We start from the raw sequence: 20604 nt of genomic DNA, 5'->3' as shown, positions 1-20604 counted from the left end.
ACGCTTTTCACTGAGTTGCCATTATGGGATTATTTGACGGGACAGCACTGGAACGAGCAGTTTTGTGCGATCGATGCAATTTGGACGTCAAGGTGTGCCAATGCCCACCGCTACCGGAAGCTGAATTGCCAGAAGTCGCTCCGGAGAATCAGCGGTTGAAGGTTCGCGTCGAAAAGCGCAAAAAGGGCAAAATCGTAACTGTTGTTTCCGGATTCTCTGGGTCTGCCAAACAACGACAGGAAGTCCTCGTAAAGCTTAAGAACAGTTGCGGGGCTGGCGGAACAATCGACGAGGATGACGTGATTGTTCAAGGCGACCACCAGACTCGAGTGATTCAACAACTGAAGGAGTCAGGTTACCGAATCGCTACGAAAGGCTAAACGGCCATGAATCAGACATTGTCTTCATCGTCTGCTTCATCTTCGTCATCTTCTTCATCCTCATTTTCGTCGTCTTCGTCTTCGACTTCGTCATCATCTTCTTCGTCGCCATCTCCGTCGTCCCACTCATCTTCTTCAGACTTGTTCGACTTTCTCTGCTTCTTGCGACTCTCCAGCTTTCGTTCTGACTTTTCTTGGCGTGCTCGGGAGACTTCACCAATCTTCCGCTCTAGTTCTTCGATTCTGTACACCAGTTCATCACGTTCCATAGACAAGCGTTGATTCTCCATCGTCTTTTCGTCAATGATGCTTTCCAGCCGTTGATCGTTCTTTTGAATACGATTACGCTCGTTCTTAATCTCCTGACGTTCCATCTCAGTTGCTTGCGCTTGTTCAGACAGGTGCATTTTCTGCCGCTCCATTTCGCGCTGGTTCGCCTCCAAGTTACGCATTTGCTCTTGAGTCTCTCGCTCCCTGCGTTCGATGTGCTCGAGCTGAGATTGAAGCTTAAGTTCAGAAATGGTTCGCTCCGCCTTGGCTTGCACAGCTTCAACTTTGAGCTGTGCTTTGAGCTCCATATTTTCTTCTTTCAGCCGCAGGAACTCCTGAACGACACGTGAATTGAGGATCGCGTCCCAAGCGTCGATCGCTTGCCTTTGCTGCATTGCATCCTGTGCGGCATATCCATTGTTAGGCTGCGTTACGCCTTGGGAGGTATGGGAATCACTGCCTGCAAATTGCTCAACGTCCTGAATCAAATGCTTTTCATAAATTGGCCTTGGAGCGGTTAAATCAAAGATCAAAGGCTCAGCGGGTTCAACTGATTCAGTTGCCTTTGCTTGCGTATACTTCGGCGATGAAATTTGCGGCGGTGTTGGTTTGGAAACTGCCGAATCAATGCCGCCTAACACAGCGACGGGCCCGATCATACTTGAACAATGCGGTGGCAAGTGGAGCACATCCGCTTCATTGGCCAGTGGTTGATCTGCGACCGCGTTCGGAGACGCCCCAAACACACTTAAGACAGCGGACGCGACAATCAATGCAGCTTGTTGCCGTAAACTAAAACGCATTTCATTACCTCTTAGATTGAACTGATTTCTAACTGTAGCTTGATTATATCGCATTAACACCTGAAAGGCCTCCCTCTCAGATCTTCTGTGTTCGCTAGCAATCGATCGCAAAACGTTGCAGGGCTTGCTTTAATTCGTCTTCGGGAGTGTTCAGTTCCAATCCGAGTTGCTCCAAAAATTGCATGAGGAACTGCGTACGCTTTCGCGATTCGGCTCGGCCCGCTGCTGTTTGCATTGTCTTGTGCAAGTGCAGCAGTTTGATGAAAAAATGATCAACCGAATAAAGAGAATCATTTGCTTCGCGCGTTATCGGAAACGGTTCTTCGCAGTGGACAAACGGTTGTCCAAGCGAGCCACCAGTCATGAGACATCGAGCTAAACCGATTGCTCCCACCGCCTCCAGACGGTCTGCATCTTGCAACACGCGAGCTTCAATCGTTTCCGGAGCAATACCGGCAGAAAAGCTGTGAGCCAAGATCGCGTGCGCTACCTTTGGTAATGCTTTCTCAGGATATCCGATCCTGCTGAGTACCTCGACTGCTTTTTCAGCTGCCAGTTTGGAGGCTTGGGACCGCAACGGGGAATTCTTGGGCACGCTCACACAGTCGTGAAACCAAGCGGCTGGCAACACAACAGCGGGATCTGCTTGTTCAATGCGACCAATATTCCGCGCCGCCACCAGCACTCGTTGAACATGTGCGATATCATGTCCCGAGTCAGCAGTGGCCATGAGTGCACTCGCTTCCGCGAGCATCACTGAATCCCACTGACGTGACCAACTATCCCATGCGTCCATTGAATTTTATCCGACTTCGTGCAATGAAACGCATATCGTAGAATCAATCTCTGCATCGTTGCAAGTGGCTAAGAATCGCGTCGTGCTTAAAAGAACAATTGCATGAAAAAGATTGACCTAGAAAAATCAGAAACTTACATCGCTCAAGACGTACTGGATGCGCTGACGTCGCAAAAGAATCCCGTAAAAGCCAAACTATTGCAAGGTTTTTTCAAGACTGGCCCGGGTGAATATGGTGAAGGCGACAAATTCCTGGGCTTAACAGTTCCCGACCAGCGCGCCATTGCCCGCAAGTATCAATCGCTTCCTCTTGACCAACTGCGCATCCTGTTCAATAGCGACTGGCATGAAGCCCGTCTGACTGCTGGCTTGATTTTGGTTTCCCAATACGAGCGAGCATCGTCGCTTTCCGAACGGAAATTGTTAGTCGATTATTTTCTCGATAATCTTGATTGCATTAACAACTGGGACATCGTTGATAGCACAGCACCCAAGATACTTGGACTCTACCAGTTGGAGTCTGCTGCTGGGCGGCAAGTCGTCAAGCGATTGGTTAAGTCCAAGAATCTTTGGCACCAGAGAGTCGCTGTATTGAGTCAGTTCCCGGCGATCAAGCAAGGAAAATTTGATGACATGTTTGAGATCGCTGGTGTGTTGCTTGATAATCCTCATGACTTGATTCATAAAGCGGTCGGTTGGATGCTGCGGGAAGTTGGCAAGAACGACCAAGAGCAATTGTTAAGCTTTCTGAGAAAGTTTGCTGCACGAATGCCTCGCACCATGTTGCGTTATGCGATCGAAAAGTTAAGCCCTGCTGAACGAGAGTATTTTATGAAGGCAAAGACATAACAGGCGGAGCGGGCTGGATGCGAACGCCGCTTCTATATCTTTCTCTACATAGTCGGGGCTCTCCGAGGACTCGAACTATCGTTTCAGAGAAGTTGCCACGCGGGATTAAAACAGACAAAAGATGTAGCTCCCTGCTGGTTTTTCAAATAGCCAACTTGTAAAACCAGTGGTTATGTGTTCCACAACGCATGTAGGAACGACAGTCATTTTTTGAAAGTTAGCCTTATGAGCCAAACAGTCCCACCGGAGCCTCCGAACCCTTATGCGCATACTAGTTCGACAGCTGAGTATCGTGCGCCTCAGCACACGGGCGAAGGGGACGCGACCGGAGGGATTATTCCGTACAAGAACCCTCACGCGTTGATCGCTTACTATCTCGGGATCGTCGCTCTGTTCCCTCTTCTGGGTGTACCATTTGGCATCGCCTCCTTTGTGCTGGGCATCATGGGGCTACGCAACCGTCGCAAGAATCCTGCGATTAAAGGTTCGGTACATGCGATCGTTGGCATCGTTTTTGGAATCTTTTCGATGCTGCTTGGCGGCCTTATTGGGCTTGCGATCGTCATCGCGATGTTTGGTCGACGAGCGTAACAGCTGCACAAAATGTCGTGAACGCTGTTGTTTGTGCATTCTTGTGCAAGTGTTTTCCGCGACCGATTAGCGTGTGTTACGCTTTCAGTCAGAAACATGCTAGAGTCCGCGAAGTTGTGTTCGCATGTACAACGATCGAGCGAGCAAGACAGCCGCGAGCCGCTTCTAGTTTCTGGACGTCTGGGGTTGTCCGTGTCTGTGGAAGTCCGATTGAGCGAGCCAAAATTCAGTCGCGACGCAGTTTTATGGTTTATGGTTGAGTAACGGTTTTGGTTACCACCTGCGTTTTGCGAAACGTTCCACTATGCGATTTGCATTCACCATTTTTTTGCTTGCCTGCACGGTTGGTTGCGGTAACGATCCACTGCAATCAGAGGCGGAGCGAACTGTACAAAAGTACCGTACTGCTGAAATTGCGAAGAATGCCATTGAAAAGGAACTGGAACTTTTCGAACGCGACCAAGAGGCTCTGCACACCATTAACGCTTCCGTCCAGAACCGCAAACGTGTCTTGGAAATGCAGCATCGCCTGCGTCGGGAAGTCCAACGGCTGGAACGTTTGATGCAGGATTACTCGAAACAAACGAAGTAGTGCAGTCACTGGCATCCAAGCGGGTGGTTTGCGGCTTACTTCAGCTCCCAGCACCCCATCTCATTTGCTGTACGGGCGTAAAGCCGTTTGCCGACGACGACCGGGTGATTCCAGCTTTTGCTGACCATAGACGTAATTTTGCCAAGTTCTTTCGGACCGTTTTCAGGACTCGCATCTAGCAAAACGATCTCGCCTGTTTCCGACTGCACAATCAGCGCGTCGCTGTCGGGCAACAGGAAGACTTGGCCCTTCCCATAGCGTCCGCCTTTCCAAGCCTTCTCGCCTGTTTTCAAATCGATACAGGCAAATATCCCATCATCGAATCCGTAAGCGAACCCTTGATGCAACACGCAGTCATTAAAGTCCGACTTAAGCCTGCGCGTCGTCCATAACTCTGTCGCTCGGAGCTGTCCGTCTGTCTCGGCGACCTCGACAAGTCGAGTTCCAGTGCCCATGCCGGTCGGAATTAAAACCTTGTTGCCGTCCAAGAGTTGCGGTTGAAGCGATCGATAGCCTTGATGCTTCCATTCATACTTCAACTGTACGTTTCCGTTTTGCGGGTCGTAGAGGTGAAGTCCCTCGTCCGACAAGATCGCGAGGTAGTCGACGCCATCTAAACGCATAGTTTGCACAGAGGCATAAGAGTCTTTCCCGCACGGCGCTGACCATTGCTCGGTGCCATCGTTTTTGTCGAACGCCACAATGCCTTTTTCTTCGCCGCCAGCGTAAACGATAACGCTTGACTCGTTCACATAAGGCGAAGCCGAAAAGCCCCACATCGGAGGCTCGCGTTCAGCAACACTTCGCAGATCGACCTTCCACTTTGATTTACCGGAGGTCGCATCGACGCATTGCAGCCATCCTTCGGCTCCCAGTGTGTATAACGAATCGTCGGCGAGCGTCGGAGTTGCACGGGGGCCAAGTCCGCCAAGTGGTTCAAAGAATCGAGACGCGATTTCGGAAGTCCATAGCTCTTGGCCATCGGCTGCGCGATAGCAGACAACAGATTCGTTATCACCACGTTGCTCTTGTGTAAATAGAAGATCTCCAGCGATTAGCATGGATGACCAAGCAGGACCGACCGCGATTCGCCAGACTTCTCGAGGCGGGTTGGCCGCCCAGTCCTTATCAATCGTCACGCCCGGTTGGGTACTATTATAATTGGGGCCACGAAAGTTGGGCCATTCCGCTTTGGCTAGCGACGCATCAACTTCAGCGGCGTCGATTAAGACCGGTGCTTTCTCCGATGCGGACTTCTGTTCGACGAGTTTCTGTTCCGCAGTTTTATTCCAGCGCCAGTCGAGTTCAACGGCGAAATTCCCCCACATGCCGTCTGTTCGAAGCATGGTGGAGACTAAAAACCCCAACAATGCGCAACCTAGGGCGATCCAAGTTCTCCGAACGGAGAGGACATTGCGCATCACAATCAAAGCGAGCGCGAACAAAACGATCCCGACCGGAATCGTAAATGCGATAAAAGCAGGGCCGTGCAGGCTTGGGTCTACGGTGAACGCCGTGATGACAAGGGAGACAAGTATTCCGAGGAGACCAATCACACGCTCGTACCAGCGAGCGCGGCTGAAAGTCACCCACCAAAGCACAATCAGCATGGATAGAAGGGCAGGCCCCAAGCCGGCTATCATCCACAAAAAGCTAGGCCCATCGTCAACAATTCGAGTGATATTCTTGGCAAGCAACATGACCGCCAAGAGAACCATTACAGGCCACACCCGAAGGCTCTTCCACACGTCGCGTGCCAGGATTGTCTCGCCAGATTCGGTTGATGTCGCGTCGGTGTTCATAACTTTAACTTCAGAGTTCTTCTTCGAATTCAAAGCAAGAATCATACGCGTTTTCAGAACCGGGAGCCAGATCGAAGCAAAACCACCATTGGCAGAAACTTATCGATCGGAAAAAAGCGTTCACAAATGTTTCTGACAATCCCTTGTTCACGGGAGCAACCGGTAAGTCGCCAGGCGTTGCACCGCCAACGCCCCCCGGCGTGCTGCCGTTTACATTACGCCAGTTCGGTTTGATGGTGGAACGTTCAACGTTACCGCTCGAGATATGCTCGGCCGAATCACTAGTGGTACCATAGCGGACCTAGGTATGCCCTGGGAAATGATTGGCACCGGGCCGAACGCTGGCGTGGTGTTGAATGGCTCCGAAGTCACCACCGAATTCGTCTTGGTGGGTTCATGATCAAAACAAGCCAAAGAGTTGCTCAGCACTACCCGATCCTCATTGCTCCACCACAAAGCTTGATTTGGTGGAGCAATGAATCTCAACGCAGCGATTGGATCATCGCTTGACTGGGTAAGACGATTTCTTTCGAACACGGACGGCGTTTGTTCGATACGGCAAATGAGCTTCTGCAATTCGTACGACAAAATCTCGAAGAGTTCCAGTTTCTTGCACGGATCCCGGTTGGCAATGTCACTATTAAATTGGTGACAGAGGTTGCCTTGACTGGTTATTGTGCGGGCACACACACGTATCGACTCGAAATTAGACGGTGGAATTGCGATGAGACTAACGCTGCGAACTTTATTGGCTTACATCGACGGCGTTCTGCCCACTGAAGAATCTCAGCATTTGGAAGCTAAGATCCGTGAAAGCCGCATCGCGCAAAATACGATGGAACGGATCGATCATGGAATGGCCCGCAAAGATCTCGGAAGCCCAGCAACAACAGCACGGCCCAGCGAACAGGACGCTAACACGGTTGCCGAATATCTCGATAACACCATGTCGCCAGACCAATTGCCGCATTTTGAGAAAACTTGCTTTGAGAATGACGCTCAACTGATTGAAGTGGCAGCGGTTCATAGGATTCTTTCGGTTGTACTTACAAAGCCAATCTCGGTTTCCGAAACGCTTCGCCGACGAGTTCGTCAGATTCGGAACACGACGCAAGCCGTCGCGGCCGAATCGTCCGACGATCCAGTTGCTGGTGAAATCCCGCCGGTTGTCGTACCGATACCTGCTTCGCAGCCAGATAGTGTCCGAACCAATGGGAAAGTCGGCAGCAGTGACTTGGGTGCAATCGATTCACGCTCCGCCTTGTCCGGTAACTTGCAAGGCAAGAATCTGCGGTTTGATAGCTCCCACAGCAGCGACGCAGTGGCTCAAACCCAGTCAGAGTCACGCGGGATGCCGACAGAGCAAACGAGCGCTCCCGTCAGCGCCATACACACCGCAAATCTAGCCACTCAGGGGCTTGATCTAACAGACGATCGTACCAACGCTGTGCCAGAATATTTGCGAGATCGCTCGGAAGGAGTTCTGTCACAATTTGTGATTGTATCGTTGTTGATCGTGGCTCTTTTCGCAGTAGCCTTCTATTCGATTGGACCGATCGATCAGATCGCCGCTTTGTTCTCTGCAACATCGCCCAGTTCTGATGTGTCAACTGAATCAATCCCGTCCACCGACGCGGTTGCAGTGGATTCTGATTCCACCCCAATCGTTGTAGGCGATGCATCTCCCGTTCCACCATCCAGTCTGGCAGGAGAACCTACACTTCTAAACGGCGCAATTCCCCAACCAAATATTTCCCCCGAGCCTGAAAGCACTGGAGAATCCGTCTCGACAGCTTCGTCGGAAGCCAGTGTGGACGGTAACAAGGTCGATGCCGAGATCTCCGTGGCTGATGCCGCTCCACCGCTCACACCCGAGAGCGATTTAACCCGCTCAATCGCTTCCGATGTTCCGGCGACTGTCGACGGCAGTGCAATGATCACTAGCAGTGATGTAGCGCCGCCGATTGCTGAAGCTTCGGTAGCTCCGCCCAGCCCCGCGGCCGCTGATGAATCGAACGAGGAGGGTGCAATCGCAATGACTTCCAACGCGCCGCCACCGATCCCTTCACCGGAAAGTGCAACGAGCGGTGAAAACTCTGGAGAAGTCGCGACAGCTTCACAGCTATCATGGCAGCCCGAGACCAAAGATTCTGCGGCTGCAATAGTTATGTCGTTATCGAACGTATCTCCCGAGCCCGCAGTTGGCGGCTTTGTTGAGAAAAAATTACGGTTGATGAATGTTGCTGAAGCGCTGCCAATTGAAGACCGCATGATCGTACCCAACGCGTATCGCACCGAAGTTCGCATTCAACCGGGCCTTAAATGGGTGGTTGCATCGGCGACGGACATGCAAGGCGAACAAGGCGCTGAGAAAAATATCGCTTATGTGCGTTTGAGACTAGGACGCGCGCTGCTTCACGCCTCGTCGGACTGCAGCGCTGTAGTGTTGCGAATTCAAAATGCCGACTACAAAATCCAGCTCGACTCGCCCTCGGCGATCGCAAGCGTAGAACTAAAGTACTTCCAAAATGCGGGCGTGCTGGTCAGTCCGAATGCAGACGCTGAAGAGGACCAACCGTTCGTAGTGCCCGTTGTAACGATTGCATGCGTTGCGGGAAGCATGGATGTTCGGACAAAGAGTGGACTATCTTGGTCAGACGCAGAAACTTGCGGGGAAGGACAGGCGGTTGCATTTATCAATCACGAACGCCAATTACAGTACACGTTGGCCGAAGTGCCTTGGTGGTACCGCACCAGCATTGAACGTCCCATCGATAGCGGGGCTGCAGAAGACCTAGCCTTGGAATTACAAACTCTTCCACCCGAGCTACGTGGAGACGCAGTTGATGGAAATGAGGCCTTGGCTCGACTGGACCTGATCTCTGTGTTGCAGGAAGCCACTAAATTGAGGCGAGCGGAGACAGCCGCACTGGCGGCGCGAACGTTGGCTTTGCTGGGACGCTACGATTCAATTTTCGGTAGCGACGGAATTCTAAATCAGTCTAGCTCCCGCCCACACCGAACTCTGATTATCAACGCTGTCGTTCAGTCGCTGGGGATCGATGAAGAATATCGAAACTCACTCGCAAAATCGCTTAATGCCTATGATCCTCCCCGCGGCTCACGTTTGCTCTCGCTGATGACATTGCCTGATGCCAAGATGTTGGCGATGGCTAGTGGAGCTCAGCCGTATATCGACGCCCTCTCCAGTTCATTCCTCGACGAACGCGTGCTAGGGATTCATCAACTAGCTTCGATCACCGGTCGAGAATACGCGTATCAGCCCGATCGTGTAACTAGCGAAGCGCTCGCACAGTGGAGAAAGTTGCATAGCTCGGGAAAGATTGAGTGGAACCGATTTTCCGTCAAACCACTTGATGTGCCTGCCCAATAAGCACCGCAACTTGAACTAATTGGAACCGGGCTTTACCGTGACTGTCGTCTGCTGGCCATCGACGGTCTGCAAAGTCAAAGTAACGCCCGCTTGCTCGGAACCAACCATTTGCAAAAAGTCCTCCATCGACGTTGCCGGTCGACCATTGACTGCGACTATTTGCGAGCCGGTTCGCAGGCCAGCTGCCCACGCCGGCGAGCCGAGATCGACATCGATTACAGCGATCGAATCTGCAGAAAACTTGTTGAAGCCGCGTAGCTGCTGGAACAACAAATCTGGCGGAAACGCAGTAATGTAGTCAATCAATGCACCTCGCCACTTGGTATCTGGCTCTATCGAAAAAGCGGGCCGGTTGGTAACAACGTAGCGTTTGCTAAGTTTGACGCTGGCATCAGCATAGATAATTTCATTGCCACGCGGCCTCAGCAACGACAGCTGAACGGTATCCCCTGGCGCGTATGCTGCAAGCTCTCGAAAAATTGCGTTTCTCGATTCCACCTCCCGTTGATCGATATGAGTAATCACATCTCCGACGCGAACTCCAGCCGACTCGCCTGGCATACCAGGAATGATCGCTTCGACAGCAACACCGCGAATATTTCGCCGTCGGTCAATTGAGTTCACTTCGCCAGGCTGAATTCCCATAAAGCTAAAGGCGGGGAGCTTTCCTTGGGCAAGAGCGTCGACGATTCTGCGCAGTGTCTTGTTCGCTGGTAAAGCAAAAGTTCCCGGCATATGTTGCTGTTGCATCTGAGAACTATCGATAGTGATGCCGACAAAGTCGCCCTGAAGATTGAATAGTGCGGCGCCCGTTGCATCGAGATAGTCCACGTGAGTAGTATGAATCAAAGATCCGTGTGCATAAATCGTGCTTCGATCAACACCTTCCGTCGGTCGCCCTTCTGTCGGTTGCTGGTTGTTCGATTCGAGAGATCGATGAACGCCGCTGACAATCCCCCAGTCGATGGCCGATTGGCCATCGCGATAAATCGCTCCAGGACTAGTCAAGCGAACGCAAATCGAACCTGGAACGGCATCTTTAAACGTATAGTCGCGGATTGGTTTTGCGTTGAGCGCGAACTTCTCGTCTCCAACACGGAGTACTGCAAGATTGGTATAAGGTTCCCCCGCGATCACTTGCGCTTGCAACCCAACCAGTTGAGCGCCTGCCAAGAGGCCTTTATTCCAGACCAAATACTCATGATCATTGGGGTTTCCCAAAGCGCTATAGGGCGTGACGATCGATCCTCGATCATCCCAGACAATTCCGGAAGCATATCGTGCCGCAATATAGCTTGGGTCACTTGGGGCTGCCTGGAAGTAGCTCATCCGCTGGCTTTGAATCGGGTCAATTTCCGTCAAACTTCGTCTTTGATTCTTCGATATACAAGCGATGCTTACGATACTGGGATTAAAATCGGCCGCGATACTTTGTAGCGTGTGCTCCATCGCTCCAAGAAAATCTCGAGTCTGCTCATCCATTGGAGTCGTGTCTTGGGCAACAGCCGCACGACCGAACGCGAGCATAACCAAAAGGCCAACTCGAGCTAACTTCCCTGCGAGTAATGAATTCATGAACATTCCAATCTGAGAGTTACCGGCGGGAGAGCAGTGCATTTTCACTGACGTTTTGATCAGATAACCGTTCGCAAACTTGTTTTTGCAATTATCTTAGAGCTATTGTCACTCATCTACCACATGAAAACGTATGACCCTCCCGAAAAAACGGATCGCCTTAGTCGCGGGAACTCGTCCCGAAGCAATCAAAATCGCGCCGATCTATTTTGAGTTATCGAAATCGGATCTGCTTCAGCCAGTTTTGTTAGCTACTGCTCAACATCGGCAGATGCTCGACCAGACCCTTGATGTGTTTGGCCTCACTCCAGACGCCGATCTAGACTTGATGCAGCCGGGCCAGACTCTTCCTGAGCTTACGGGGCGAGTGATCAACGCCGTAACAGGTTGGCTTCAAAAGAATCCCGTCGATGCGATGTTGGTTCAAGGCGATACCACCACCGTTCTTGGATCTGCGCTAGCCGCGTTTTATCAACAGATTCCCATCGGGCATATCGAAGCTGGATTGCGGACAGGCACGATCTCTTCACCATTTCCCGAAGAAATGAATCGTCGACTGACAAGTCCGCTGGCGCGATGGCACTTCTGCCCGACATTGACTTCGCAAGCGAACTTGTTAAGGGAATCGATCGATCCGAAATCGATTCACGTCACGGGAAACACGGTGGTGGATGCACTGTTGTGGATGCGCAATCAAGTGCACCAGAGTGTCGAAACTGCTAGCAGTTGTTTGGCTGACCTAAAAATTCCGTCCGATTTCACCGAACGATTTGTAAACAATCCCGATTCGCAATGGATTTTGGTGACAGGACATCGGCGCGAGTCGTTTGGCTCAGGCTTCGAAGACATTTGCATGGCAATTCGAAAGATCGTTGATACTTTCCCTGACGTTGGAGTCCTCTACCCCGTGCATCTAAATCCCAACGTGCGAGAGCCTGTGCAGAGGATACTCTCGAGCCATCCGAATATTGCATTGATAGAACCTGCTGCATACCGCCCCTTTGTGTACTTGATGGACAATGCAACATTCATTTTAACCGACTCTGGCGGCGTTCAAGAGGAAGCCCCTTCGTTGGGTAAACCAGTGCTGGTCATGCGTGAGTCGACCGAAAGACCCGAAGCCGTGGAAGCAGGAACCTGCAGGCTGGTGGGCACATCGATTGAAAGAATTGTCGCTGAAGCAACGATCTTGCTGCGCGATAAAGCCGAATACGCACGTCGTTCGCAGTTAAGCAACCCGTATGGTGATGGTAAATCAGCAGGTCGTATCCGGGCGATACTGGAACGTGATTTGTGTTGAACTAACCCGTTACGAATGGTTGAAAAGATCTGAGTACTCAGGCTGCTTACACAAGAGCGCTGCATTGCGTTCAGCCATCGCGGCGATAGTGAAGAATGGATTTACCGCTATCGCTGTCGGATAGATCGCTCCATCACAAACATATAGCCCCGAGTGAGTCTGGAATTCACCAGTGGGGTTTAGGTCGCCGCCTCTGGAGTAGTCATACAATCGTCCGCGGCTATCTACGACGCCCGCCAAAGGGTTATCGCCCATTCCACAACCACCAAGTGGATGAACTGTGATCATGCGATCGTGAGGAGGATGAAGATGCCGATACTTGCCGCCGTGAGCTGCTGCGACATTAGCAAACTCCTGCCGAATTTTGGTTCGATACGCACTTTTTAGCAGGCCGGGCCAAAGCACGTTTGCGTTACCATCAGGATGAAGTACAACACGACCATGCTGACCATCGTGTCCCATGCCTAGCATAACCATCGTACTTTCCAACTTCGGATCTAGGAAAAGGCCGCCAAGGATATTTGTGTACATCCTCGCGGCTGCACCTTCTTGAATCAAAACGCGATCATGCAAATGTGGCCGATACGGGTATGTTAAATTCGTTTGGATTGTTGGTCCCGACCGATGCTCACTTGGATAAGCGGATGTACCGCCAACTTGCGTACATAGTTCCGAGTTATCGACGAACCCTAGCGCGTCTCCATTGGCCGTCCAGCTACAACCAAGAGTTGGAGACAAGCAAAGACCATCTTGTTGCGAACGCAGCAAAATTTCTGTGGAACCGAGACTCCCTGCTCCAAGGACGACGACACGGCTGGTGACGAAGCGACGAGTCGTGAGCAGGTCACCAGCAGGCCCTTTGCAGTGATGCAGATACTCGATGACGTAATGCCCATCGCGTGGATGTATCTTTTGCACTTCGCACTGGCTGTAGAGCATCGCTCCGTGTCGCCGAGCGATTGGCAGGTAGTTCATCGCCAATGTGTTTTTTGCTCCCACATTGCAGCCCGTCATGCAGTCGCCACAGTCAATACAATTTCGCTGCAGCATTCGTTGGCGATTCAGAACCGGGAGCATCGGATCGGCAGACGAACGTGTAATTGTCAAAGCAGCCGCTTCGAAGTGGCATCCAATATCCGCCAATCGTTCTGCAGCGATCCGTTGCGCTCGCATCTTGGGAGTATGATCGAGCGGATCGACTTGGACTCCGAGTTCCCACGCCGCTCGTTCATAGTAAGGTTCAAGCACATCGCGGTCTTGCAACGCGACAGGCCACTGTGGTTGCATGAAAACTTCGCGGTCTGGCCGCAGGGCAACATTAGCATTAACAAGAGAGCATCCACCAAGCCCACTTCCAGCGACGATCATCAATTCGTCTGTCTGCCTAACGTCGTACAAACCGATAGGATTGAGAGGGCTGCGGCGGTTGAGACCAAGCGGTTTTAGGCGTGCTTCGCCCGAAGCCTTACGAATAGCATCGGGATAGTCGCCTGGTATCCATTCGGCACCACGTTCGAGAACTGCGAGCCTAACACCTGGGCGCATCTGCTGCGCCACACGCGCCGCGGTAATCGACGCGCCGTAGCCCGAACCGACGATCAAGATGTCGTATTGCCAGGGGCAACCACGCGGAGCGATTAGATCAGGAGGAGTCGTCGAAGATAGAGCTCCACCGAACTGCTGCATATTCCGGGCATAGTCCGACCGGGCTGCACGCTTATATTCGGAATCGCCGGACCGAAATCGTCCAAGCAAATTATCGTGCGATTTTTTGCTAGCGGTTCCCCCCGCAACAGCGGAACTTGCAGTCGCCGCCGCAGTTGCTCCGCCAACAATCTGCAGCAATCGTCGGCGGGAAATATCGTTCGGTGAGTTCGTATTCTTTTCGGCATCCATGCATCGTGGCCCTGGACTGCATCCTTGCAGTCGATTTGGTCTAGTCGCTAATTTGCAGGTAACCTTTATTCCATCGGTTCGTCAGTTTGTAACAGTTAGCTGAATCCCTCCTTGAGTGGACACTGAATTCAATCGTGCAATTACCCCTGACTGCTACAGCCTAACACTTATTGTTTTAAACGCGGCAGTCGCACAACCACATCGCAATAGCTTACCTAACCGGTTCAATCCGAAGTTAAGCTTTCTAAGCGTGATTGCGATATCGAAGGTACCAGAGCAGTGCGACTAGAGTTTTAGCGTCTACAATTTGGCCATCACGCAACATCCGATCAATATCGCACCAACTAAAAAGATGATTTTCCATTTCTTCGCCCGGCTCGCGTGCTGGTGGGCCGGCCTCAAGTTCGCTGGCGACGAAGAAGTACATTTTTTCGTCCAGGATTCCTGGAGACATGCAAAAGGTGTGAATCAATTCAATCTTTTGCGCAGAATACCCAGTTTCTTCTTTCAGCTCGCGCGGTGCGGCAAGAGCTGGCTGTTCGCCTCGTTCAAGAGTGCCAGCAGGCAGTTCCCATAACCATTGATCTACCGACACACGGTAATTCCGCAACAAGCAAACTTGGTCGTCGCTTACCAGGGGCAGAATTACAACGGCTCCATTGTGTCGGATGATCTCGCGTTGATGTAATGAGCCGTCTGGCAAGGTTCTATAGGCGACTTCCACGTCAAAACGACTGGTGCGGAGCAAGGTTCGCGTCATGTAAATTCCTTTGTATTTCGTATGTTCGCCATGACAATTGATACAATCGATACATCTTGAACTGTGATGAATCGAAGTTTGTGGATCAGCTAAAAAATTCCGGCGCAGACTCTAAACGTATTCCAAAATCGTTCTAAGTGCCAGCCGGTTGCAAGGTGCGCTGATTGCCATCAGCGAAACTCGCCGAGCTATACCTAACATTTCCCAAATCTGAGCCAAACGTGAGGACAAAGCCCATCGCTTGGCGTCAACCAAAGAGGTTCTTCCATGCGTCGATTCATTTTGGCAGTTGTCGCTGTTGCGTCGTTTGCTTTCGCTTCCAACAATGCTGAAGCAGGTCTGTTCCATCGCAACAACGATTGCTGTGATCCAGCTCCAGCTTGCGGATGCGATGTAGCTCCAGCTCCATCCTGCGGTTGCGAAGTTGCTCCTTCGTGCGGTTGCGAAGCTCCAGCACCAGCGTGCGGACACCGTCACTTGCTAGGTGGTTTGCTACACCGTCACCGCGGCTGTGGTGTTTCCGCTCCAGCATGCGGATGCGAAGCTCCAGTGTTTGCAGAGCCAAGCTGTGGTTGTGCTGCTCCTGTTTATGCAGCTCCAAGCTGTGGTTGCGAAACTCCAGCTCCAGCTTGCGGATGCGGACATCGTCACCCATTCGGTGGCTTCTTCCATCGTCATCACCATGCAGCTAGCAGCTGTGGTTGCGAAGTTGCACCAAGCTGTGGTTGCGAAGCTGCTCCAGTATACGCAGCTCCAAGCTGTGGTTGTGGCTACTAAGCCTAACTGAGAAATCAGTAAGATCGATTGAACAGCCTTGCAGAAATGCAGGGCTGTTTTCGTTGAACAACCTGACTTGGCAGCGAAACTAAGCCACGGAAGCCCTTTGCATTCCTTCCATGCTTTGCTGAAGAATTGCTTCGTAACCTAGCGAAAAGTCGAAAACTTCGACGGACACCCAGCCTTGATAGCCAATTTGCTGCAGTGCCTTGAAGACGGGGCGTTGATCATACGCCCCCATGCCGGGCCCCAATAAGTTAGGGTCATTCGCGTGAAAATGAGCTAGATAATCACGATTGGCGAGTATGATCTCATCGACTGGTAAAGCTTCGCTGCTCATTGCCTTGACATCCAAGTGCAGCTTTATGTTAGGACTATTGACTTCCTTGATAAGCTCGACAGCTTGCGAAGCTCGATTCAAAAAATTTCCTTCGGCTGGTCCCAACGGTTCAATGGCTAGCGTTACATTCCGCTCCGCCAAATCCGCAGTGATTTCGGCTAAGACGTCGGCAGCATTTTTTGCCGCATCCGCATGCGTTTGCGGTGCCACGAAGTTACGCTGCAATGGACTTCCTAAAACCATAATGTTCCCGCCAAGATCACCGCACAAGTGAACCAACCGCTTCAAGTACTCGGCCGTCTTGGTGCGGAACGAAGTTTCGTTGGTCGTTAGATGATACCCCTCGGTCTTTGCCAACAACCAGTGCAAGCCGACTAATTCTAGCCCTGAATCGACCACCAGTTGACGAAATTCGTGTCGCTCTTTTTGCGTCAGTTCCGTAGGACGCGGTCCAAGTGTAAACGGAGCCACTTCCAGGCCTGTATAGCCAATTCTTCTCGCAAATTCATACGCCTGCGGTAGAGCATTCGATTCAAAAATTTCATTGCAGATTGCGAATTTCACGTTCAATTCCTAACCGTATCCGAAGGATGTAACCTTTCCGATTGCTATCTTAGCCGATACCTTCAGCATTGTCCGCTACGGTTGCGGCAAACCAAGATACCTTCATCGACTCACCATCAAGCTTGCTATGGACCTACAACTCAAGGACAAGACCGTTCTCATCGTCGGCGGAGGGAGTGGTATCGGCGCTGCATGCGCCGCACGATTTGCAGAGGAAGGCTCCCAAGTGTGCATATGGGATCTGAAAATCGAAAAACCGTCGGCGTACAGCTTGTCGATTCAATGCGATATCGTAGACGTGGAACAAATCCAATCGGCGACTAAAAAGACGGTTGGCACTTTTGGCTCAATTGATTGTTTGGTCCACACTGCATCGATCGGCTCGGGCAGTTTCGGATTTCCGTTTACGGATGTGCCGCTAGCAAGCTGGCAGCGAATCTTCGACATCAACGTTATCGGAATGGCGAACATCGCGTATGCGATCGCGCCGCCGATGATTCAACAGAAGAGCGGCTCAATGATCTTTCTCTCAAGCGTAGCAGGCCAGAACGGCTCGCAAACCGATCCACCGTACAGCGCGAGCAAAGCTGCAAATCTTAATTTCGCGATGTGTCTCGCGCGAGACTTGGCGCAGCATAACGTGCGTGTAAATTCCGTTTGTCCTGGGATGGTACAAACAGCACTGAATCGCAGCGTCTGGAAAGCTTGGCACGATAAAGCACCCGAGGCTCAACGCCAAGACTACGAAGTATGGGCTGCGGAAAAAATCCAGCGTCTGGTCCCTCTTCAAAGATGGCAATCTCCCGACGATATTGCTGACGCAGTACTATTCCTTTCTAGCGCACGAGCATCCCAGATTACCGGCCAGACGATCAATGTCGACGGCGGCTATGTCATGCGATAGCACACTGCGCGAAATCTATTTGCGCGCAACGACGATCGGAAAAGGACTCAGACTCGACAACACCTGAGCTTCACGAATGGTCGGTACGAAGATGAAACCGTCGGCGGCTGCGATCTTAGCGAGCCTAACATCGACCGGTGTTCGCCATTCGCATTCTTCACTCCAAGAACCGCCATCCTCCCGGCGGTCCGGTTGGCAGATCCATTGTTGGTCGGCGGCTTGTTGTTCAAGCTGGTCCGTTGGCAGGTATGACACTGGCTTACACTGGAAGCTTTGCTCAAGCACGGCTCTGCGGATGGCGATGCCGTATGGTTCCCAATCCCAGCGGTGCAAATGCGACCGGTATCGTCTCCGGTCCAGCAGTTCGTTTAAGGAAACAGCGCTAAAGCTGACCGATGGAAAGCCACCGCGTTTAAGAAAATGCGTTGCGACGAGTCGTCGTTGCGACAGGATATTGATTAGCGATTCCAATGGATTAGCACTTAAATCGGAATTGCATAAGATCACTTCGGTTGAATATCCAATCTCCGTTTGGGCGGGCCATTGACCGTCGCGTGCTCGAGTGCAGTGCACCAGATACTGGTCGCTATTCAGTTGCGAATTCAAAAACATCGCGTACGGCACGATTGGGCTGACACACGCAGAGGCTCGCATCAATGCACGACGATCGCTGCAGACGTTTGCTAGTTCAGCGGCACAGTGCCTTTCCTGGTGAGTTCGACACGTCAGCATCTTGATCGCGACACTTGAGTCAGCCCAATCGATCGCTTCGTCAAACACGCATAAATTCTTCTTGGAGCCATTCTCAATGTTGGCGTTAATCCAGTTTCTTGCGAGTCGTTCCGACTTGCTGCCGCGATGGATGTCGATGGCGTACGCTTCGTCGGCAAGTGACCAAACAATCCGATCAGCAAGAGGCAAACTGGAGAGATCTGCGGTAATTTCCACAGCATCAGCAGTTTGCAAGCGGATGAAATGCTCGTCAGCGTCGGCTACTTCATTTCCGAAGACGATTCGTACATGGTCCACTTTCAAACGCTCGGCAAACTGCTTGATCCAGTACCCGATCGGCGTTTTCAGCGAGTAAATTGCAAATTTTGATTCTTCTCTGCATCGCAGGAGCGACACTTCCAGACGGTTACGCCACAGCTTTCTCCACTCAGGGTGACGCGTTCGTTGGGACGCAGCCAGGACAACAGCTTGCGATTTTGACAGCCTGGTTGGCACATTTACCGACGCGACTTCCATTCCTGTCCATTTTCGCAGCGTGGCACTTCGTCGTGCAAGCCAAGCGATATCGATTGACGAAACATTTTGAGGAGGCGTCATTTACGGCAGCTTGGCCTCATATTAAGAATCTACTAGCCACTCACAGTTGCAATCGCTCTTTCGACGCGTGCAGCGACTGAATCCAGCCCCAACAATTCAATGTACTCGTAGACGGCTAATCCCGATGCTTTACCGGTTAGAGCGACTCGCAAGGCGTTCATCAAGAGTCCCATCTTAATCGATTTCTCTTCGACAAACGACTTGATGTCCTGTTCAACGGTCGACGCGTTCAGGTCTGTTAAGCCTTTCAAACGCGTTACATACTCGCGCATTAAATCATGCGAAAGCGGATCGCCCATCCGTTTTTTCAGCAGTTCCAGATCAAGCGGTAATGCATCATCAGCGACGAACACTTCATTAAATTGGAAAATGTCGCCTGCAATTCGCAAACGGTCCCCTGCAAGTTCAACAGTCCTGCTAACTTTTGCAGCGTCTGCTGCGGTGAGCGATTCATTGACCCAACCCGCCTTGCGCAACATCGGGATGATCATTTCCGTTTTCGCTTCGACGCTCAACTTGCTCATCCAGCGAGCTTGAAACGCAAGCAACTTTTGCGGATCAAAAGACGCCGGAGACTTTTGAATGCGGTCCAGCGAAAAGCTGTCGATGGCCTCTTCAATGGTAAAACTCTCGGTTGAATCGTCCAGGCTCCAGCCCAGCAGCAAGAGGTAGTTCAAAACGCCCCATGGCAGGAAGCCAATCTCGCGATAAAAATCAACCACAACCGGATTGAAGACTTCAGGCGTAACATCGACTTGCGTCAGTTCAGCGATCTGTTTGCCAGTTTCGTTCAAACTCTTGAAGGTAGGATCTTTCAGATATTTGTCCAACTTCCGTTTGCTCAGCTTCGCCGTCCCATTCGGTTCAGCGACATAAGGCAGATGTGCAAACACGGGGATATCATAGCCAAGCGATTGAGCGATGAAGATTTGCCGCGGAGTGTTCGGCAAGTGTTCGACGGCGCGGATCACATGCGTTATCTGCAATTCAAAATCATCAACAACGCTGGCGAGGTGGTACAAGCACGAGCCATCTGCGCGTTGGATGACATGGTCCGCTTCTCCGCTCCACGCAAACTCAACATTGCCGCGAACAAGATCGTGAAACGCGCAGACACCCTCACGTGGCATCTTCAGCCTTACGACGCCAACCCGTCCTTCGGCTTCGAATGCTTTCGCCTGTTCTTCATCATTTGCCATCCAGCGACGATCGTACAGAAACTGCTCGCCGGCCTTCTCCGCTGCCGTTCGCAATTCTTGCAGTTCTTCAGGCCGCGAGTAATCTTTGTAAGCATGTCCGCTTTGCAGCAACTTTTCAGCTGCGACCTTATGGATATCTTGACGTTGCGATTGAAAATAAGGTGCGTGCGGACCGCCAACCTCCGGACCTTCATCCCAGTTCAATCCTAGCCATCGGAAACCGTCCAAGATCGGCTGCAAAGCTTCCTCGACGTTTCTCTGGGCGTCGGTATCGTCGATTCGCAAAATAAATTTGCCGCCCGTCTGCCGCGCGAACAAGTAATTAAAAAACGCAGTTCGAACACCTCCGATGTGAAGGTAACCTGTTGGACTAGGGGCAAAGCGCGTGCGAGTGGTCATATCGATTTCTAAGGGGCTAGCGAGTTTCCGGTGTGCAGGCGAGTATACTGATACAACTCGCAAAGCATAGCCGCATTCACTACT

General features: G+C 51.6%; 17 protein-coding genes. 7 read left to right on the top strand and 10 right to left on the bottom strand.

All coding sequences use genetic code 11. The annotated features are described in order from the left end of the window. Nucleotides 1-23: 23 nt before the first annotated feature. Entirely contained in the window at nucleotides 24-380 is a 357-nt protein-coding gene (locus SH451x_RS05020) for a translation initiation factor (protein ID WP_479361350.1), read from the top strand. Nucleotides 381-391: 11 nt separating this feature from the next. On the opposite strand, the gene SH451x_RS05015 is transcribed toward SH451x_RS05020, so the two are convergent. Next, nucleotides 392-1453, bottom strand: coding sequence for a hypothetical protein (locus tag SH451x_RS05015; RefSeq protein WP_479361349.1), 1062 nt, complete (start codon nucleotides 1451-1453; stop codon nucleotides 392-394). Between the two features lie 94 nt (nucleotides 1454-1547). Beyond that, the gene (locus SH451x_RS05010; RefSeq protein ID WP_479361348.1) at nucleotides 1548-2249 is read right to left on the bottom strand and encodes an HD domain-containing protein; all 702 of its coding nucleotides are present in this window, start codon (nucleotides 2247-2249) and stop codon (nucleotides 1548-1550) included. 102 nt (nucleotides 2250-2351) lie between these two features. On the opposite strand from SH451x_RS05010, the gene SH451x_RS05005 reads away from it, so the two are divergent. The 3 genes from SH451x_RS05005 (at nucleotide 2352) to SH451x_RS04995 (ending at nucleotide 4281) form a co-directional block, all read left to right on the top strand. Continuing rightward, the gene (locus tag SH451x_RS05005; RefSeq protein ID WP_479361347.1) at nucleotides 2352-3098 is read left to right on the top strand and encodes a DNA alkylation repair protein; all 747 of its coding nucleotides are present in this window, start codon (nucleotides 2352-2354) and stop codon (nucleotides 3096-3098) included. Nucleotides 3099-3323: 225 nt separating this feature from the next. Next, nucleotides 3324-3689: a hypothetical protein gene (locus tag SH451x_RS05000; RefSeq protein ID WP_479361346.1), complete on the top strand. Its 366-nt coding sequence runs from the start codon at nucleotides 3324-3326 to the stop codon at nucleotides 3687-3689. Between the two features lie 304 nt (nucleotides 3690-3993). After that, complete coding sequence (locus SH451x_RS04995; RefSeq protein ID WP_479361345.1) at nucleotides 3994-4281, top strand: hypothetical protein; 288 nt, start codon at nucleotides 3994-3996, stop codon at nucleotides 4279-4281. Between the two features lie 35 nt (nucleotides 4282-4316). On the opposite strand, the gene SH451x_RS04990 is transcribed toward SH451x_RS04995, so the two are convergent. Then, nucleotides 4317-6083 carry an outer membrane protein assembly factor BamB family protein gene (locus SH451x_RS04990; RefSeq protein WP_479361344.1) on the bottom strand — a complete coding sequence of 589 codons (1767 nt, stop codon included), beginning with the start codon at nucleotides 6081-6083 and terminating at the stop codon, nucleotides 4317-4319. 724 nt (nucleotides 6084-6807) lie between these two features. Between SH451x_RS04990 and SH451x_RS04985 the strand changes: the two genes are divergently transcribed. Then, nucleotides 6808-9477, top strand: a complete 2670-nt coding sequence (locus SH451x_RS04985; protein ID WP_479361343.1) for a hypothetical protein — start codon at nucleotides 6808-6810, stop codon at nucleotides 9475-9477. Between the two features lie 15 nt (nucleotides 9478-9492). Here the strand turns inward: SH451x_RS04985 and SH451x_RS04980 are convergent, their stop codons facing one another. Next, entirely contained in the window at nucleotides 9493-11052 is a 1560-nt protein-coding gene (locus SH451x_RS04980; protein WP_479361342.1) for a S1C family serine protease, read from the bottom strand. A gap of 133 nt (nucleotides 11053-11185) precedes the next feature. Between SH451x_RS04980 and wecB the strand changes: the two genes are divergently transcribed. Then, complete coding sequence (wecB, locus tag SH451x_RS04975) at nucleotides 11186-12352, top strand: non-hydrolyzing UDP-N-acetylglucosamine 2-epimerase (protein ID WP_479361341.1); 1167 nt, start codon at nucleotides 11186-11188, stop codon at nucleotides 12350-12352. 9 nt (nucleotides 12353-12361) lie between these two features. Here the strand turns inward: wecB and SH451x_RS04970 are convergent, their stop codons facing one another. From SH451x_RS04970 to SH451x_RS04955, 4 genes are all read right to left on the bottom strand, one after another. Then, complete coding sequence (locus tag SH451x_RS04970; protein ID WP_479361340.1) at nucleotides 12362-14248, bottom strand: GMC family oxidoreductase N-terminal domain-containing protein; 1887 nt, start codon at nucleotides 14246-14248, stop codon at nucleotides 12362-12364. 244 nt (nucleotides 14249-14492) lie between these two features. After that, nucleotides 14493-15008 carry an NUDIX hydrolase gene (locus tag SH451x_RS04965; protein WP_479361339.1) on the bottom strand — a complete coding sequence of 172 codons (516 nt, stop codon included), beginning with the start codon at nucleotides 15006-15008 and terminating at the stop codon, nucleotides 14493-14495. 277 nt (nucleotides 15009-15285) lie between these two features. Beyond that, on the bottom strand, nucleotides 15286-15663 hold the full coding sequence (locus SH451x_RS04960) for a hypothetical protein (protein WP_479361338.1): 378 nt from the start codon (nucleotides 15661-15663) through the stop codon (nucleotides 15286-15288). 210 nt (nucleotides 15664-15873) lie between these two features. Then, nucleotides 15874-16689: a sugar phosphate isomerase/epimerase family protein gene (locus tag SH451x_RS04955; protein ID WP_479361337.1), complete on the bottom strand. Its 816-nt coding sequence runs from the start codon at nucleotides 16687-16689 to the stop codon at nucleotides 15874-15876. A gap of 127 nt (nucleotides 16690-16816) precedes the next feature. Between SH451x_RS04955 and SH451x_RS04950 the strand changes: the two genes are divergently transcribed. After that, nucleotides 16817-17593 carry an SDR family NAD(P)-dependent oxidoreductase gene (locus SH451x_RS04950; protein ID WP_479361336.1) on the top strand — a complete coding sequence of 259 codons (777 nt, stop codon included), beginning with the start codon at nucleotides 16817-16819 and terminating at the stop codon, nucleotides 17591-17593. Nucleotides 17594-17608: 15 nt separating this feature from the next. Here the strand turns inward: SH451x_RS04950 and SH451x_RS04945 are convergent, their stop codons facing one another. After that, nucleotides 17609-18922 (bottom strand): hypothetical protein, encoded by a 1314-nt coding sequence (locus SH451x_RS04945; protein WP_479361335.1) that lies wholly within the window; start codon nucleotides 18920-18922, stop codon nucleotides 17609-17611. A 32-nt stretch (nucleotides 18923-18954) separates the two neighbouring features. After that, a complete protein-coding gene (gene gltX, locus SH451x_RS04940; protein WP_479361334.1) occupies nucleotides 18955-20520 on the bottom strand; it encodes a glutamate--tRNA ligase in 1566 nt (521 codons plus the stop codon). Between the last annotated feature and the right edge of the window lie 84 nt (nucleotides 20521-20604).

Source organism: Njordella aestuarii (assembly GCF_056494165.1).
This window is presented reverse-complemented; position numbering and strand designations above follow the sequence as displayed.

Coding starts and splice junctions, on each gene's coding strand:
- SH451x_RS05020 (WP_479361350.1), top strand. CDS start 24: ATGGGATTATTTGACGGGACAGCACTGGAACGAGCAGTTTTGTGCGAT.
- SH451x_RS05015 (WP_479361349.1), bottom strand. CDS start 1,453: ATGCGTTTTAGTTTACGGCAACAAGCTGCATTGATTGTCGCGTCCGCT.
- SH451x_RS05010 (WP_479361348.1), bottom strand. CDS start 2,249: ATGGACGCATGGGATAGTTGGTCACGTCAGTGGGATTCAGTGATGCTC.
- SH451x_RS05005 (WP_479361347.1), top strand. CDS start 2,352: ATGAAAAAGATTGACCTAGAAAAATCAGAAACTTACATCGCTCAAGAC.
- SH451x_RS05000 (WP_479361346.1), top strand. CDS start 3,324: ATGAGCCAAACAGTCCCACCGGAGCCTCCGAACCCTTATGCGCATACT.
- SH451x_RS04995 (WP_479361345.1), top strand. CDS start 3,994: ATGCGATTTGCATTCACCATTTTTTTGCTTGCCTGCACGGTTGGTTGC.
- SH451x_RS04990 (WP_479361344.1), bottom strand. CDS start 6,083: ATGAACACCGACGCGACATCAACCGAATCTGGCGAGACAATCCTGGCA.
- SH451x_RS04985 (WP_479361343.1), top strand. CDS start 6,808: ATGAGACTAACGCTGCGAACTTTATTGGCTTACATCGACGGCGTTCTG.
- SH451x_RS04980 (WP_479361342.1), bottom strand. CDS start 11,052: ATGAATTCATTACTCGCAGGGAAGTTAGCTCGAGTTGGCCTTTTGGTT.
- wecB (WP_479361341.1), top strand. CDS start 11,186: ATGACCCTCCCGAAAAAACGGATCGCCTTAGTCGCGGGAACTCGTCCC.
- SH451x_RS04970 (WP_479361340.1), bottom strand. CDS start 14,248: ATGGATGCCGAAAAGAATACGAACTCACCGAACGATATTTCCCGCCGA.
- SH451x_RS04965 (WP_479361339.1), bottom strand. CDS start 15,008: ATGACGCGAACCTTGCTCCGCACCAGTCGTTTTGACGTGGAAGTCGCC.
- SH451x_RS04960 (WP_479361338.1), bottom strand. CDS start 15,663: ATGGGTGACGATGTCCGCATCCGCAAGCTGGAGCTGGAGTTTCGCAAC.
- SH451x_RS04950 (WP_479361336.1), top strand. CDS start 16,817: ATGGACCTACAACTCAAGGACAAGACCGTTCTCATCGTCGGCGGAGGG.
- SH451x_RS04945 (WP_479361335.1), bottom strand. CDS start 18,922: ATGACGCCTCCTCAAAATGTTTCGTCAATCGATATCGCTTGGCTTGCA.
- gltX (WP_479361334.1), bottom strand. CDS start 20,520: ATGACCACTCGCACGCGCTTTGCCCCTAGTCCAACAGGTTACCTTCAC.